Below are 15,693 nucleotides of genomic sequence, written 5' to 3' on the forward strand. Positions count from 1 at the left end.
GAAATATCATGTCCAATATCCTGCAATCCGTTCCAGTTAACGAAAAAGTCGGCATCGCCTTTTCAGGCGGCCTAGATACCAGCGCCGCGCTGCACTGGATGCGCCAGAAAGGCGCCATTCCTTACGCCTATACCGCCAACCTGGGCCAGCCCGACGAGCCGGACTACGACGCCATCCCTAAAAAAGCCAAGGCCTACGGCGCTGAACTGGCGCGCCTGGTCGATTGCCGCGAACAGCTGGTGGCCGAAGGCATCGCGGCATTGCAAAGCGGCGCTTTCCACATCTCTACTGCAGGCGTGACCTATTTCAACACCACCCCGCTCGGACGCGCCGTCACCGGCACCATGCTGGTGGCCGCCATGCGCGAAGACAATGTCGATATCTGGGGCGACGGCAGCACCTTCAAGGGCAACGATATCGAGCGTTTCTACCGCTACGGCCTGCTGGTCAATCCCAAGCTGCGCATCTACAAACCCTGGCTCGACGACCAGTTCATCGACGAATTGGGCGGCCGCAAGGAAATGTCGGAATTCATGATCAAGTCGGGTTTCGATTACAAGATGTCGGTGGAAAAAGCCTATTCGACCGATTCCAACATGCTGGGCGCCACGCATGAAGCGAAAGACCTGGAATACCTGAACTCCGGCATGCAGATTGTCGAACCGATCATGGGCGTCGCCTTCTGGCGCGACGATGTCGAAGTCAAGCGCGAAACGGTCACCGTGCGCTTCGAAGAAGGCCGCCCGGTCGCCCTCAACGGCATCGCGTTTGCCAGCCAGGTCGAGCTGATGATGGAAGCCAACCGCATCGGCGGACGCCATGGCCTGGGCATGAGCGACCAGATCGAAAACCGCATCATCGAAGCCAAGAGCCGCGGCATCTATGAAGCACCGGGCCTGGCCCTGCTGTTCATCGCCTACGAGCGCCTGGTCACCGGCATCCATAACGAAGACACCATCGAGCAATACCGCGAAAGCGGCCGCCGCTTGGGCCGCCTGCTGTACCAAGGCCGCTGGTTCGATTCGCAGGCGATCATGCTGCGCGAGTCGGCGCAGCGCTGGGTAGCGCGCGCCATCACCGGCGAAGTGACGATCGAGCTGCGCCGCGGCAACGATTATTCGATCCTCAACACCGAGTCGGCCAACCTGACCTATCATCCGGAACGCCTGACCATGGAAAAGGGCGCAGGCGCCTTCTCGCCGCAGGATCGTATCGGCCAGCTGACCATGCGCAACCTCGATATCAGCGATACCCGCCAGAAGCTGGCGATCTATCAAAGCACCGGCCTGCTGGCATCCAGCAACGCGGTATCGCTGCCGCTGCTCGACAAAGACGAATAACCCACGCCAACGAAAAGAACCCAACATGACTACTCAGTTCGATAATGTCACGGTCCTCAAGCAAGGCAATGTCTATTTCGACGGCAAGTGCGTTTCCCATACCGTGGTTTTCGCCGACGGCAGCAAGAAGACGCTGGGCGTGATCCTGCCCTCGTCGCTGACTTTCAGCACCGGCGTCGCCGAAATCATGGATGTCACCAGCGGCAGCTGCCGCGTGCGCCAGAAGGACCAGCAAGCTTGGACCACCTATAGCAGCGGCGAGAGTTTTGAGGTGCCGGCCAATTCGAGTTTTGATATCGAAACGCTGGAAACCTTGAACTACGTCTGCAATTACGCCTGAGGCGGGTAAAAAAATAGGCAAAAAAAACCCGCGATGCTGTTGCATGGCGGGTTAAATCCATTACCTTAGGGAGTGTTGGATATGAGGCATAACAGAGATTAATTCCGTTATGTGACCTAATAATGACACATTAAGATACAAATTGCTTGCGCCTCAAATAAAAATAGGTTCCGGCTCCAGTCCCACCCCAAATCTCGCCATGACGTCGGCTTGCACCGCCTGCGCCAGGCGCACCACATCCTGGCCGCTGGCGCCGCCGCGGTTGACCAGCACCAGCGCCTGTTTTTCATAGACGCCGGCCGCGCCCAGGTTCTTCCCTTTCCAGCCGCACTGATCGATCAGCCAGCCGGCAGCCAGCTTGAAACTGCCGTCCGCCTGTTGATAATTCACCAATTGCGGATGCTGCGCCAGCAAGGCTGCGCGTTGCGCCGCCGTTACAATAGGATTCTTGAAAAAACTACCGGCATTGCCGATCAGCGCCGGATCCGGCAATTTGCGGGTGCGGATGGCGATCACCGCAGCGCTGATATCGCGCGCGCTCGGCTGCGCCAGCTTGCGCGCGTCCAGCTCTTGCGCCACATCGGCATAGCGCAGGTCGGGCTGCCAGCGCTTGGGCAAGGCGAAAGTCACGTCCAGCACCACTGCCCGGTCGCGCAGGCTGTGCTTGAACACGCTGTCGCGGTAGGCAAAGGCACAGGCATTGCGGTCCAGGGACAGGATTTCACCGCTCTCCATGTCGATCGCGGTCAGCGCATGGAAACGCTCTTGCAGCTCGATGCCGTAAGCGCCGATGTTCTGGATAGGCGCGGCGCCGACGCTGCCCGGAATCAGGGACAGGTTTTCCAGCCCGGCCAGCCCCTGCTCCAAGGTCCATAGCACCAGCTCATGCCAGTTCTCGCCGGCGGCGGCGCGCACATAAACGGCGTCGTCGTCTTCGCCGACGATTTCCCGTCCGCGATTACACATATGCAACACCAGTCCCGGGAAATCCTGGGTCAGCACCAGGTTGCTGCCGCCGCCCAGCACCAGGCGCGGCAAGTGTGATGCATGGGCGTCCGACCTGAGCGCCTGCAGGATAGCCAGCGATGTGACCGGCAGATAGGCATGCGCGCTGGCGTCGATACCGAAGGTATTGTGCCGGCGCAGCGAAAAATCGAATTGGAGCGGGAGCTGGGAGATAGTCATAGCACCGGGATTATAAACTTAAGTAACTGCGGCAAGAAAATAGCGCGGCAGACCGACACCTCGGGTTTCTTGTCCGCTAAAATGCGCATAGCTCGACGGCCGCACACCACCGCGGCCGGCTTTGTTTGAACATACAGAAGGAATATCACCATGCCATCATTCGATACCGTATCGGAAGCCAACCTGGTCGAAGTAAAAAACGCCAACGACCAGGCCAACAAGGAAATCTCGACCCGCTTCGACTTCAAGGGCAGCGACGCCCGCATCGAGTTGAAAGAGCGCGACCTGACCGCCTATGCCGACTCGGAATTCCAGCTGAGCCAAGTGCGCGACGTACTGACCGCAAAACTGGTCAAGCGCAATGTCGACACCCGCTTCCTCGACATCGGCAAGATCGAAAAGATCGGCGGCGACAAGGTCAAGCAGGTCATCAAGATCAAGAACGGCATCGAATCCGAAGCGGCCAAGAAGATCGTCCGCATCGTCAAGGACAGCAAGATGAAAGTCCAGGCCAGCATTCAGGGCGACGCCGTGCGCATCACCGGCGCCAAGCGCGACGATTTGCAGGCAGCGATGGCGATGCTGCGCAAGGAAGTGGCCGATTTGCCACTCGAATTCAATAATTTCCGTGACTAAATTGAAACTAGGCAACATATAAGGTTATCATCCACCTGCTGTTGCCTGCTGACTACTAAATCAGCGGCACTCTCTTAACCTCTTGCCAAGAAAGTCGGACCCCATGCGCCCGCTTGCCCTGATCTCCAGCCTGTTTCTGTTTGCCTCCGTCACCGCCCAAGCTTCCGACATCGGCGTGGTTGGCCTGTTCCCGGGCAAGGCGGTGCTGGTGATCGACGGCTCCGGACCGAAGACTTTTGCGGTCGGCAGCAAGGTCACCGACGACGTCAAGCTGGTGGAAGCCAACGGCGCCACCGCCACGCTGGAAATCAAAGGCAAGCGCCAGGTCATCGGCATCGGCGACTATGTCAGCCGCAGCGCCCCGGGCGCCACCTCCAGCGTCACCCTGAAAGTCAATCCGCAAGGCCACTTCGTGGCGCAAGCCCAGATCAACGGCGCCATGATGACCATGCTGGTCGATACCGGCGCCACCATGATCGCCCTGCCGGCATCGGATGCGATGCGGCTCGGCGTGGACTACAAGAAGGGCCGGATGACCATGGTCAATACCGCCAACGGCGCGGCGCCGGCGTATATGGTCAAGCTGAACACCGTGAAGATCGGCGATATCGAAATGAACCAGGTCGACGCCCTGGTGCAGGAAGCCGGGCTGCCGTTCGCGCTGCTCGGCATGTCGTTCCTGAACCGCACCGAAATGAAACGCGAAGGCGAGATGATGGTGCTGACCAAGCGCTTCTGACAGCGCCTGGCCTGCATGCGGGCGGAACACATATCCGCCCTTTGAACCGCCCGCTTAAGCCGGGCTGCTATTGAGCAAACGGCGCTGTTTTACCGCTGCCGCCAAACCTTCCAGCACCGCCACGCTTTCTTCCCAGTTGATGCAGCCGTCGGTCACCGACTGGCCGTAGACCAGTTCCTTGCCCGGCACCAGGTCCTGGCGGCCGGCGATCAGGTGCGACTCCACCATGACACCGACGATACGGCCATCGCCGGCGGCAACCTGGCTGCCGATATCGGCGCATACGGGAATCTGGTTTTCCGGCTTCTTCGAGCTGTTGGCGTGCGAAGCATCGATCATCAGGCGCGACGCCAGGCCGCTGTTGGCGATATCCTTGCAAGCCGCATCGACGCTGGCCGCATCGTAGTTGGGTGCCTTGCCGCCGCGCAGGATGATATGGCAGTCTTCATTGCCGTTGGTCGACACGATCGCCGAGTGGCCGCCCTTGGTCACCGACAGGAAATGATGCGGCTGCGAAGCGGCCTTGATGGCGTCCACTGCAATCTTGATGTTGCCGTCGGTGCCGTTCTTGAAACCGACCGGGCACGACAGGCCGGAAGCCAGCTCGCGGTGCACCTGCGATTCGGTGGTGCGGGCGCCGATCGCACCCCAGCTGATCAGGTCGGCGATGTATTGCGGGCTGATCACGTCCAGGAACTCGGTGCCGGCCGGCAGGCCCAGCTCGTTGATGTTCAGCAGCAGCTCGCGCGCCAGGCGCAGGCCGTCGTTGATGCGGAAGCTGTTGTCCATGTACGGATCGTTGATCAGGCCCTTCCAGCCCACCGTGGTGCGCGGCTTTTCGAAGTACACGCGCATGACGATTTCCAGTTCGCCCTTGAAGCGCTCGCGCTCGCCGACCAGGCGGCCGGCATATTCCATCGCCGCCTTGGTGTCGTGGATCGAGCATGGGCCGATCACCACCATCAGGCGGTCATCCTGGCCGTGCAAGATGCGATGCAGGGCAATGCGCGAATTGGCAGCCGTATCGGCCACTTTCTCGGAGCAGCCGAATTCGCGGATCAAATGGGACGGTGGAACTAATTCTTTCATTTCTCGTATGCGCAGATCGTCGGTGCGTAGCATGTTTTTCTCCTGGCTCAAAAGTGACTGGGTATAAAAAAACCGCCATCGCTGGCGGTTTTTTAGAAATTTCGGTTTGCTCTTTACTTACGAACGCTTACCGCTTTTCACCGCCGTGGGGCTGGAATAGCTAAAGTAAAAAAAGAAGTAAGCGCGTGCGAAAGACATGTTTTTCAGTAAAGGATTATTAAAATCAAGGCCAATAGTGCAGGATTTCCGGAAATTTGGCAAGGCCAGGATTACCACAGGCCAGGACACCGCTCCAAGGCAGTTAAGCGGATCCATGGAGTCCACTCGCCTCAACCAATGGCTCTATTCAACTATGCAATGACTTAAGCGCTATATCTGGCGCCGTTGATACAATTTTGAGCAAGGCGGCGGCTGGGCCAGTCGGACTGCGCCGGTGCTGCTCCCAGTTTTGCAAAGTCTTGATGCTGACACGCATCAGTTTTGCAAATTCGCTCTGAGATAAGCCAATTTGCTCACGAACGGCTTTTACATCGGTAGGCGACATCTGAAATCGGCGCGATGCCTCGGCTTTCCCTTCGGAAATAGCCTTTGCTTCTTTCAGACTTTGCAGCAGGTCATCAAAAAGTACATTTTCCATACTTACAGTTCCTTCACAAATTCCCGCAAAATAGCAATTTCCTTATCGGATAGCGTATCTTTTTTGGATTTCGGATAGGCCACTAGCATGTAAACCTGGTGGTTATCCTTTATCCAATAATAGATCACTCTGATTCCGCCGCTTTTGCCACGACCTCGCGCTGCGTACCGCATTTTGCGGATGCCGCCGCCATCTTTGATGACATCGCCCCGGGACGGATCCTCCATCAATACCGATTGCAGTTCCCGGTATTCTTCCTCTGCAAGCAAGGCTGTGATCATCCGAGTAAAAGTGGGCGTCTCGATGAATTCCATTATCATTATATACGCCATTGGCGTATAGAGAAAACACCAGTCATTTTCGTCGCCGATATGACCAGTTAGTAAAAAAGGAATATTGGAACATGATGAAAACTCTATTTCGCCAAGAGCCTCCCGTAAAGTCATACGACATAGGGTAATCACCTAAATAGCTGTCTCGCGCGCACCGGTGGCGCATCAACCGCAACCATTCCCTGGCAATCCCGGCTCGCGCAAAACAAACCAGGACCTACGCTCAATCAATGCATAGCAACCGCATGCCCCGACCCAACGATGGGCGCAATCCCGTCCCGCCGATCCAGCCGTCCCGCCAGTGAAGTCAGGCCCAACGCACCCAGCACCACGACGGCGCCGATCCAGGGCGTCGCCATCAAGCCAAGATGGCTGACGATCAGGCCGCCGCCCCAGGCGCCTAGCGCAATACCGACATTGAACGCCGCGATGTTCAGGCCGGACGCCACATCCACCGCGCGCGGCGCATGGCGTTCAGCCTGCTGCACCACATACACCTGCAAACCCGGCACATTGCCGAAGGCGAAAGCCCCCCAGGCCAGCACGGTCAGCACAGCCAGCCAAGGATTGGCCGCGGTAAAGGTAAGCACGAACAGGACCACAGCCAGCATGGCAAACACGATCTGCAATGCGCGTATCGGACCCCTTTTGTCGGCCAGCTTGCCGCCCCAGATATTACCGAAGGCAACCGAAACGCCGTACACCAGCATCACCAGGCTAACGGTAGAAGCCGAGAAACCGGAGATTTCCTGCAGGATCGGCGCCAGGTAGGTGAACGCGATGAAAGAACCGCCGTAACCCAGGGCAGTGATCGCATACACCAGCAACAGCCGCGGTTTCTTCAGCACGGCGGCCTGCGTCAGCAAGGACGCCGGCTTGCTGCTGGCAATATTGTTAGGCACCAGGATCCAGCTGCCGACAAACGCGATCACACCTAGCAGCGACACCGCCAGGAAAGTCGACTGCCAGCCGAACGTCTGGCCGATGAAAGTTCCAAGCGGCACGCCGGTGACCAGGGCAACGGTCAGCCCGGTGAACATGAGGGCGATTGCACTGGCCGCCTTTTCTTTCGGCACCAGGCCGGTGGCGATGGTCGATCCGATCGAGAAGAACACGCCGTGCGCCAATCCTGTCAGCACACGCGCCGCCATCAGCGCTTCGTAGCCCGGCGCCATCCAGGCAACAAGGTTGCCGATCGTGAACAAGGCCATCAGGCCCAGCAACAGCTGCTTGCGCGGCACGCGGCCGGTCAAGGCTGTCAGCACCGGCGCGCCTACCGCAACACCCAGCGCATAGAGGCTGACCAGCAGGCCGGCCGAAGGAACGGAAACGCCGAGACTGGTGGCGATAGTTGGAATCAGGCCAACGATAACGAATTCTGTCGTACCGATGGCAAAAGCGCTGAGCGTGAGCGCCCAAAGTGCGAGTGGCATGATGATTTTCCTGTTTGAAGTTTGACGCCATGCAGTTTGACGGCAGGCGCAACAAAGAAAAACCATTATGGCCACAATACATATTTGACTAAAAATCAAATATATAGGAGATTTAATGTAAATTTCGCACAAAACTTGCCCAATGCCACGGCCTGTGCTCCGTAGCCAATCAATTAGGGTCAGAGTCGAATTTTTAAGCATCAAATAATTCGACTCTGACCCTAATTAACTGCTGGATTACTGAATTCGACCGCAAGACCCGGAGTGCGACACCCTGACTGGCTGCCTAGACTGGGAACCGTCAACCACTCTGGAGTAAGTCATGAACACACTACATAACGCTATCGGACCAGCCCCCTACCTGCGGCAACCCCAAACTGCGGTGGAGGAAGAAATCCATTACGCCATCGGCAACGGCCTGCTCGGTAAATTCCTGGCGGCCCGGACCTCGCACGGTATCTGCGCCATCATGTTCGGCGACGATGAAGAAGTCCTGGTCACCGAACTGGCGCGCGGCTTTCCCAAAGCAAAATGCATCTTGAGCGACCACGCGCTGCAAGAACTGCTCACGGAAATAAACACCGTGATGGCTTGGCCGGAATACAGGCTGAGCCAGCCGCTGGACATCGGCGGCACCAGCTTCCAGCAGCAGGTATGGCAAGCGCTGCTGGAAATTCCTGCAGGCGCCACCGCCAGCTACCAGGACATCGCCAACCGCCTCGGCAAACCCGATGCCGTGCGCGCCGTGGCAGGCGCCTGCGCCGCCAACCTGCTGGCGCTGGCCATCCCCTGCCACCGGGTCATCAGACAAGACGGCGACATCTCAGGCTACCGCTGGGGCGTGCAACGCAAGCAGGCGCTGCTGCAACGCGAGGCGCAGGCATGAACGCCCCCATCCGCACCGCCGCGGCCAGCGCCGATACCATATCCAGTCGGCTGCAAGCCATGGACTGGGAAAGCGTTTACCAGGACTTGGACAGCTACGGCAGCGCGCTGCTGCCGCGCCTGGCAACACCGGCCGAATGCGCGGCGTTGACCGCGCTTTACCCGCGCGACGACATCTTCCGCAGCCGGGTCGTGATGGAGCGCCACGGCTTCGGACGCGGCGAATACAAGTATTTCAACTATCCCTTGCCCGGCCTGATAGCGGACTTGCGCAGCGCGCTCTATCCACTCTTGGCGCCTCTGGCCAACCGCTGGAACGAAACGATGCATATCGCCGCCCGCTTCCCGCAGCAACATGCCGATTTCATTGCCCGCTGCCACGCTGCAGGGCAATTGCGTCCGACGCCGCTGATGCTGCAATACGGCGCGGGCGACTACAACTGCCTGCATCAAGACCTGTACGGCGAACATGTGTTTCCGCTGCAGGCGGCAATCCTGCTGTCGGAACCGGGCCGCGATTTCCGCGGCGGCGAATTCGTGATGACCGAACAAAGGCCGCGCATGCAGTCGCGCCCCGAGGTCATCCCTCTGACCCAGGGCGACGCCGTCGTGTTTGCGGTCCATAATCGCCCGGTGCAAGGCCAACGCGGCGCATATAGGGTAAATTTACGGCATGGCGTCAGCCGCATCCGCTCCGGGTCGCGGCACACGCTGGGCGTGATTTTCCATGACGCTTTATGAAGAGCAGCACATGACTTTAGATTTGTTCGACCTTGAAGAATTGTCCGAATTGTCAGACAAACGCCAGCAACAGCTGGCGCAAGATGCATTCGTATTGCGTGCCTTCGCCACGCCTTACGTGGCGCAGCTGTTGCCGCTGCTGGAAACAATCCAGCAAGCATCGCCGTTCCGCCACCTGGTGACTCCGGGCGGCTTCCGCATGTCGGTAGCCATGACCTGCTGCGGCGCCCTAGGCTGGACCAGCGACCGCCGCGGCTATCGCTACAGCGCTATCGACCCGGACAACGGCCGCAACTGGCCCGCCATGCCCGACATTTTTTTACTGCTGGCGCAAGCTGCGGCAGCACAAGCCGGGTTCGACGGCTTCCTGCCGGATGCTTGCCTGATCAACCGCTACCAGCCGGGAACCAGGCTGACCCTGCATCAGGACAAGGATGAGCAGGACTACGCCGCGCCCATCGTTTCCGTCTCGCTGGGCATCCCTGCGATGTTCCTGTTCGGCGGCCACGAGCGCAGCGACAAGGCGGCGCGCGTGCCGCTGTTCCATGGCGACGTCGTAGTCTGGGGCGGCGTCGACCGCTTGCGCTATCACGGCGTGCTGCCGCTGAAGGAAGCCGAACACCCGCTGCTCGGCGGGCAAAGGATCAATCTCACTTTTCGCAAGGCCGCTTAAGTGCTCACTTCAATGCCCGCTTCAACCATTCTCGCTGCCGACATATCAGACAACGCCTACCATGAAGCAGAACAATTCCTCTCGGCGCTAGATGCTGACTGGGCGCGCCATATAACCCGCATCGGCCCCTGCCGCCACGCCGCCAAGCCGGCGCGCGATCCCTATGAAGCCCTGGTGCGGGCAATCGCTTATCAACAGCTGCATGCACGCGCCGGCGACGCCATCCTTGGCCGCATGCTGGCTCTGTTTGGCGATGCGCCTTTTCCGAGTGCGCGGCAATTGCGGGATACGCCTGTCGACATCTTGCACGGCTGCGGCTTCTCGGCCGGCAAGATCGCCACGATCCACGGCATTGCCCAGGCGGCACTGGATGGCGTTGTGCCGCCGCGCGCCGAAGCGGTAACCATGAGCGACGCCGACCTCATTGAACGCCTGACCAGCCTGCGCGGCGTCGGCCGCTGGACCGTGGAAATGTTCCTGATTTATACGCTGGAGCGCATGGATATCTTGCCGGCCGACGATTTCGGCGTACGCGAAGGCTACCGCCGCCTGAAGAACCTGCCGCAGGCGCCGACCAAAAAACAGATCGGCGACATCGGCCGGGCCTGGAGCCCTTACCGCACCGTGGCCGCCTGGTATCTGTGGCGTCTGCCGAAAAATCCAGCAAATCATGAGGATAACAAGGGTATTGTCTGAATTTGACAGCAAGACTCGGAGTGCTACGGCTCCGATGCGTTGCTAAAGTACAGCTACGATACAACGATAGCTAACCGGAAGCCGATATGCGAACGCTGACACAACACCAACACACCGCCCGGCAAGCTGCCGAGCGCGACCCGCGCTGGGCGGCGGTACTGGCGCGCGATCCGGCCGCAGATACGCAATTTGTCTACGCCGTCAAGACCACCGGCGTGTATTGCCGCCCGAGCAGCCCGACACGCCTGCCGCGTCCGGAAAACGTCGAGTTTTTCGATACGCCGGCGGCGGCCGAAGCAGCCGGCTACCGGCCTAGCAAACGCGGCGCCGACCAGACCTCGGTGGCGGCCCAGCATGCCGAACTGGTAGCGGCCGCCTGCCGCCGCATCGAAAGCGCGGAAGAACTGCCGAGCCTGGAGGCGCTGGCGGCCGACGCCGGCCTCAGCCTGTTTCATTTCCACCGCGTGTTCAAGGCCGTCACCGGGCTGACGCCCAAGGCCTATGCTAACGCCCACCGCGCAAAAAAAATACGCGACCATCTCAGGCGCAGCCATTCCGTCACCGAGGCAATCTACGACGCCGGCTTCAATTCCAACAGCCGCTTCTATGAAGCCTCGGGCAAGGTGCTGGGCATGACGCCAACCGACTATCGCGCCGGCGGCGCCAACACCGATATCCGTTTTGCCATCGGCGAATGCTCGCTGGGGGCGATCCTGGTGGCGCGCAGCGAACGCGGCGTCTGCGCCATCTTCCTGGGCGACGATCCGAATGCGCTGGCGCACGACTTGCAGGATAAATTCCCGCGCGCCCACCTGATCGGCGCCGACCATGATTTCGAACAGCTGGTGGCACAAGTGGTGGGCTTCATCGAAGCGCCGGCCCTCGGCCTCGACCTGCCGCTGGATGTGCGCGGCACAGCTTTCCAGCAGCGCGTCTGGCAGGCGTTGCGCGACATACCTGCCGGCAGCACCACCAGCTATGCCGAAATCGCGGCCCGCATCGGTTCGCCCAAGGCGGTGCGCGCCGTGGCCCAGGCTTGCGCCGCCAACAGCCTGGCGGTAGCGATTCCCTGCCATCGCGTGATCCGCAGCGACGGCAGCGCCTCCGGTTATCGCTGGGGGGTGGAACGCAAGCACGCATTGCTGGAACGCGAACAAATAAAATGAAACGAAAGTGAGTAAAGCGTGGCGGCTCGTCGGCGCCGACGGCAACAGCTATGACAGCGACCGTCCGGGCGCATTGGGCGGCCACCGCCGCAGCCGCATATACGGCCGCCTGGATTGCCGCGCGGCGTTACAGGCGATTGCACGCGGCGGTTATGTGAAGAACCGGGTGTTCTTTCTCAACCAGACTGATGCACGAGCCGCCGGCTACCGCCCTTGTGCAGTCTGCCTGCCGCAAGATTACGCACGCTGGAAAATGCAGCAGGACCAGGCGGCTGCAAGCCGGTAATTTTTACAGTGGGCGCAACTGCTCGTCCAGCGAACGCGTTTTTTCACTGACGACATCGCCGGTATGCAGCGTCGTCTTGCGTTCGATCAGCATGATGTGACACTCTTGTTCTGCTACCGGGTTATGCCGCACGCCTTTCGGCACCACGAACATTTCTCCTTCGCCCAACTCTACCGTGCGGTCTTCCATCTCGATGCGCAGATGGCCTTTCAGGATCAGGAACAGTTCGTCTTCGTTGTCATGGCTGTGCCAGGCCAGCGAACCTTTTACCTTGGCGACCTTGACGTAAGAGTCGTCGACCTCGGCGACCACGCGCGGCGACCAGTGTTCTGTCAGTGAAGCTGCTATCTGTTGCGGTGAGCTGACGTTAGACATGATTTTCCTATCGGTTGCTGTTTCCATTAATTGCTGGAGGCCCATCATGGGCCTTTCAGTTTGGTGGCCAGGTAATTCCGCACTTGCTGTTCCTGTTCCGTCGACATGTCGCCCAGCACGCCATGCCGGTGTGCGGGAATGTGCGCAGCCAGGTCTGCATTGTCGTCAAAGACATAGTGATTGAAGATGGCGGCCCAGGCCTGGCGATACGCCGGCGCCCGCTTCTTCAGATTGACCAGGGCCAGCATCAGGCTGTCGGAACCGGAGTGGATCGAATCGGCCGTGCCGACCGCGCCGCCCCACCAGTAATTGACCAGGATATTGCAAGCCTGCAGCGACTCGACATGGTGCCACCACAGCGGCGGTATGTAGAGCGCGTCGCCCGGCTCCAGTTCCGCCGACCGGGCCGCTTTCAGGGCATCCCTGAACCTGGGATATTTTTCGAAATCCGGCTCATTCAGCGCCACCATGCTGATCGGCGCACCGGTGGGCGCGAAATCCAAAGGGCCGATATAAAGATTGCCGATCTGCTCCGGCGGGAACAGGGTAAAACGGCGCTTGCCGCTGACCACGCAGGCGATGTTATGGGCATCGTCAAAATGCGCGGGAGTGGTGACGGCGTTGCCTATCCAAATCCGAGGGATGACTTCCGGGCCAAGCACCGACAATCTGTTCTCATCCAGGAATCCCGGCAGGCAGCTGGAGATCAGCGCGCTCTGGGCCGCGACAGCCGGCGGATTGGCAAACTGCCGGTAGCGCAGCAATTGTTCGAGGATGACGGAAACCGGCAACCGGTTGCGCAGGTAGTTGAAGCCGTTCATGGCTTCATCGTAGAAGATGCGTCCCTTGGCTTGCGGCGGCGTCATGATCGCATCGACGTCGCTGCCGCTATCCAGTTTCCTCAGGTAGCCGCAAATCGCTTCGGTAGAAGTCTTGGCCAACCGCACTGCCGGCCAGTCTTTCACATAACCGCGCAGGACCACCGGCTGGTATTGGGTGGCGATCTCCTCCTTGAAGATGCGGTCGTCCACATCGTATCGTTCGGCAATCGCTTGCAAGTTCTGGCTCATTCGGCTTCCTGGTAAAAGACGGCTATCAATTTGCCTGAGGAGGATAACTCGATTTGAGCTGATGATCCAGAATGCGTTATGGTGCGGCCGGTGCGATCATATGAATGTGTGAAATACCATCTTCGTCGTACAGCTCGCCGACAGGCTGGAAGCCAAAGCGACTATAAAACCGCTGCAAGTGCGCTTGCGCGCCGATCTTGACGTCATGCCCTGGAAACAGCCTGGCGGTTTGCGCCATGGCCTGCTGCATCAGTTCGTAACCGGCGCTTTTGCCGCGCAGCTCGGGCGCGGTCACTACCCGCCCGATCGACGGCAAGTGGAACGCTTGCCCCGGCGGCACGATGCGCGCATAGGCGCCCAGCTCGCCGTTCGGCAGATAACCCAGGCCGTGCCAGGAATGCAGATCGATACCGTCGGCATCCTGGAATACGCAGGTCTGTTCCAGCACGAATACACGCTGCCGCAACTGCATCGCCGCATACAGCTGCACAGTGCTCAACTCCTGGAATGGCAACCAATGCCACTCCATCATCGTTGCTTCTGCCATCACCTTAAGCGGTGCCGCCGACAGTCACGCCGTCGATGCGCAAGGTAGGCTGGCCGACGCCGACCGGCACGCTCTGGCCTTCCTTGCCGCAGACGCCGACGCCGGGATCGAGCTTCATGTCGTTGCCGATCATGGAAACCCGGTTCAGCACGTCCGGACCGTTGCCGATCAGGGTTGCGCCCTTGACCGGATAGGTGACCTTGCCGTTTTCGATCATGTAGGCTTCGCTCGCCGAAAACACGAACTTGCCGTTGGTGATATCGACCTGGCCGCCGCCGAAATTGACTGCGTACAAACCATTCTTCACCGACGCCAGGATTTCCGCCGGATCCTTGTCGCCGGCCAGCATGTAGGTGTTGGTCATGCGCGGCATCGGCAGGTGGGCGAACGATTCGCGGCGGGCATTGCCGGTCACCGGCATCTTCATCAGGCGCGCGTTCATGGTGTCCTGGATGTAGCCTTTCAGGATGCCGTCTTCAATCAGGGTGGTGCACTGGCTAGGATTGCCTTCGTCGTCGATGTTCAGAGAACCGCGGCGGTCGGCGATGGTGCCGTCATCCACCACGGTGACGCCCTTGGCCGCCACCCGTTCGCCGATGCGGCCGGAGAACGTGCTGGAACCCTTGCGGTTGAAATCGCCTTCCAGGCCGTGGCCGATCGCTTCGTGCAGCAGGATGCCAGGCCAGCCAGGTCCGAGCACCACGGTCATCGGACCGGCCGGAGCCGGCCGCGCGTCCAGGTTGACCAGCGCCGAAGCGACTGCATCGGCCGCGTACTGCTCCAGCAGGGCGTCGCTGAAATAACTGTAGCTGTAGCGTCCGCCGCCGCCGCTGCTGCCGGTTTCACGGCGGCCGTTCTGTTCGACGATAACTGTCACCGACAGGCGCACCAGCGGCCGGATATCGGCGGCGATCACACCGTCGCTGCGCGCCACCAGCACCACATCGTATTCTGCGGCCAGGCCGGCCATCACTTGCACCACGCGCGGATCCTTGGCGCGCGCCAAGCGCTCTACCCGTTCCAGCAGCTTGACCTTTTCGGTGGCGTCCAGCGACACCAGCGGGTCGTTTGGCAGATAGAGCGAGCGGCCGCCGCTTTGCTGCATGCCGGCGGCGATCTTGATCTTGCCGGCGCCCTGGCGGGCGATGGTGCGGGTAGCTACCGCAGCATCGTGCAGGGCGCGCTCGGAAATTTCATCGGAATACGAAAACGCGGTCTTGTCGCCGGAAATGGCGCGCACGCCGACTCCCTGGTCGATGGAGAAACTGCCGGTCTTGACGATGCCTTCTTCCAGGCTCCAGCCTTCGCTCTTGGTGAACTGGAAGTAGAGATCAGCGTAGTCGACCTTGTGCGTGAACATGGTCCCCAGCGCTTTCAGCAAGCTCGATTCGTCCAGGCCGAAAGGCGTCAGCAGGATATCGCGCGCGATGGCTAAAGTGCCCAGGTTTGGTTCAAATGGTTTCATTGGTATTCCGGTTTTACTGTGGTGTAGTACGGATTGTAGAGCATCCGGGGCCGGGCTG

General features: G+C 59.9%; 19 protein-coding genes. 10 read left to right on the forward strand and 9 right to left on the reverse strand.

The window, feature by feature from the left end; all coding sequences use genetic code 11:
• The first annotated feature begins 8 nt into the window (after positions 1 to 8).
• Both argG and CFU_RS16690 read left to right on the forward strand, forming a co-directional pair.
• Positions 9 to 1,340, forward strand: coding sequence for an argininosuccinate synthase (gene argG, locus CFU_RS16685; RefSeq protein ID WP_014007209.1), 1,332 nt, complete (start codon positions 9 to 11; stop codon positions 1,338 to 1,340).
• 25 nt (positions 1,341 to 1,365) lie between these two features.
• Complete coding sequence (locus CFU_RS16690) at positions 1,366 to 1,680, forward strand: pyrimidine/purine nucleoside phosphorylase (RefSeq protein ID WP_014007210.1); 315 nt, start codon at positions 1,366 to 1,368, stop codon at positions 1,678 to 1,680.
• Between the two features lie 153 nt (positions 1,681 to 1,833).
• Here CFU_RS16690 and murB read toward each other — a convergent pair whose 3' ends face one another.
• Positions 1,834 to 2,865 (reverse strand): UDP-N-acetylmuramate dehydrogenase, encoded by a 1,032-nt coding sequence (murB, locus tag CFU_RS16695; protein ID WP_014007211.1) that lies wholly within the window; start codon positions 2,863 to 2,865, stop codon positions 1,834 to 1,836.
• A gap of 150 nt (positions 2,866 to 3,015) precedes the next feature.
• Here murB and CFU_RS16700 point away from each other — a divergent pair, with 150 nt between their 5' ends.
• Complete coding sequence (locus CFU_RS16700; RefSeq protein WP_014007212.1) at positions 3,016 to 3,501, forward strand: YajQ family cyclic di-GMP-binding protein; 486 nt, start codon at positions 3,016 to 3,018, stop codon at positions 3,499 to 3,501.
• A 103-nt stretch (positions 3,502 to 3,604) separates the two neighbouring features.
• Positions 3,605 to 4,240, forward strand: coding sequence for a retropepsin-like aspartic protease family protein (locus CFU_RS16705; protein WP_041742233.1), 636 nt, complete (start codon positions 3,605 to 3,607; stop codon positions 4,238 to 4,240).
• A gap of 54 nt (positions 4,241 to 4,294) precedes the next feature.
• Here the strand turns inward: CFU_RS16705 and aroG are convergent, their stop codons facing one another.
• The 4 genes from aroG to CFU_RS16725 form a co-directional block, all read right to left on the reverse strand.
• Complete coding sequence (gene aroG, locus CFU_RS16710) at positions 4,295 to 5,362, reverse strand: 3-deoxy-7-phosphoheptulonate synthase AroG (RefSeq protein ID WP_041742234.1); 1,068 nt, start codon at positions 5,360 to 5,362, stop codon at positions 4,295 to 4,297.
• Positions 5,363 to 5,675: 313 nt separating this feature from the next.
• Positions 5,676 to 5,966 (reverse strand): NadS family protein, encoded by a 291-nt coding sequence (gene nadS, locus CFU_RS16715; protein WP_014007215.1) that lies wholly within the window; start codon positions 5,964 to 5,966, stop codon positions 5,676 to 5,678.
• 2 nt (positions 5,967 to 5,968) lie between these two features.
• Positions 5,969 to 6,286, reverse strand: a complete 318-nt coding sequence (locus CFU_RS16720) for a type II toxin-antitoxin system RelE/ParE family toxin (protein WP_425304674.1) — start codon at positions 6,284 to 6,286, stop codon at positions 5,969 to 5,971.
• A gap of 239 nt (positions 6,287 to 6,525) precedes the next feature.
• Complete coding sequence (locus CFU_RS16725; protein WP_014007217.1) at positions 6,526 to 7,731, reverse strand: MFS transporter; 1,206 nt, start codon at positions 7,729 to 7,731, stop codon at positions 6,526 to 6,528.
• Between the two features lie 322 nt (positions 7,732 to 8,053).
• Here CFU_RS16725 and CFU_RS16730 point away from each other — a divergent pair, with 322 nt between their 5' ends.
• From CFU_RS16730 to CFU_RS16755, 6 genes are all read left to right on the forward strand, one after another.
• Entirely contained in the window at positions 8,054 to 8,617 is a 564-nt protein-coding gene (locus tag CFU_RS16730; RefSeq protein WP_014007218.1) for a methylated-DNA--[protein]-cysteine S-methyltransferase, read from the forward strand.
• Positions 8,614 to 9,357, forward strand: a complete 744-nt coding sequence (locus CFU_RS16735; protein ID WP_014007219.1) for a 2OG-Fe(II) oxygenase — start codon at positions 8,614 to 8,616, stop codon at positions 9,355 to 9,357. Before CFU_RS16730 ends, CFU_RS16735 begins: the two co-directional genes overlap by 4 nt.
• Before the next feature lie 10 nt (positions 9,358 to 9,367).
• On the forward strand, positions 9,368 to 10,030 hold the full coding sequence (gene alkB, locus CFU_RS16740) for a DNA oxidative demethylase AlkB (protein WP_041742235.1): 663 nt from the start codon (positions 9,368 to 9,370) through the stop codon (positions 10,028 to 10,030).
• A 12-nt stretch (positions 10,031 to 10,042) separates the two neighbouring features.
• Entirely contained in the window at positions 10,043 to 10,726 is a 684-nt protein-coding gene (locus CFU_RS16745; RefSeq protein WP_041742236.1) for a DNA-3-methyladenine glycosylase family protein, read from the forward strand.
• An 86-nt stretch (positions 10,727 to 10,812) separates the two neighbouring features.
• The gene (gene ada, locus CFU_RS16750) at positions 10,813 to 11,892 is read left to right on the forward strand and encodes a bifunctional DNA-binding transcriptional regulator/O6-methylguanine-DNA methyltransferase Ada (RefSeq protein ID WP_014007222.1); all 1,080 of its coding nucleotides are present in this window, start codon (positions 10,813 to 10,815) and stop codon (positions 11,890 to 11,892) included.
• Between the two features lie 7 nt (positions 11,893 to 11,899).
• Positions 11,900 to 12,178, forward strand: a complete 279-nt coding sequence (locus tag CFU_RS16755) for an Ada metal-binding domain-containing protein (RefSeq protein ID WP_014007223.1) — start codon at positions 11,900 to 11,902, stop codon at positions 12,176 to 12,178.
• Between the two features lie 3 nt (positions 12,179 to 12,181).
• Here the strand turns inward: CFU_RS16755 and CFU_RS16760 are convergent, their stop codons facing one another.
• The 4 genes from CFU_RS16760 to tldD all read right to left on the reverse strand — a co-directional run bounded on the left by CFU_RS16760 (position 12,182) and on the right by tldD (position 15,635).
• A complete protein-coding gene (locus CFU_RS16760) occupies positions 12,182 to 12,553 on the reverse strand; it encodes a cupin domain-containing protein (RefSeq protein WP_041742237.1) in 372 nt (123 codons plus the stop codon).
• 44 nt (positions 12,554 to 12,597) lie between these two features.
• Positions 12,598 to 13,623: a cupin-like domain-containing protein gene (locus CFU_RS16765; protein ID WP_014007225.1), complete on the reverse strand. Its 1,026-nt coding sequence runs from the start codon at positions 13,621 to 13,623 to the stop codon at positions 12,598 to 12,600.
• 76 nt (positions 13,624 to 13,699) lie between these two features.
• Entirely contained in the window at positions 13,700 to 14,155 is a 456-nt protein-coding gene (locus CFU_RS16770; RefSeq protein ID WP_014007226.1) for a GNAT family N-acetyltransferase, read from the reverse strand.
• A 19-nt stretch (positions 14,156 to 14,174) separates the two neighbouring features.
• Positions 14,175 to 15,635, reverse strand: coding sequence for a metalloprotease TldD (gene tldD / locus CFU_RS16775; protein WP_014007227.1), 1,461 nt, complete (start codon positions 15,633 to 15,635; stop codon positions 14,175 to 14,177).
• Between the last annotated feature and the right edge of the window lie 58 nt (positions 15,636 to 15,693).

It is taken from the genome of Collimonas fungivorans Ter331 (genome assembly GCF_000221045.1).
Lineage (GTDB): Bacteria > Pseudomonadota > Gammaproteobacteria > Burkholderiales > Burkholderiaceae_D > Collimonas > Collimonas fungivorans_A.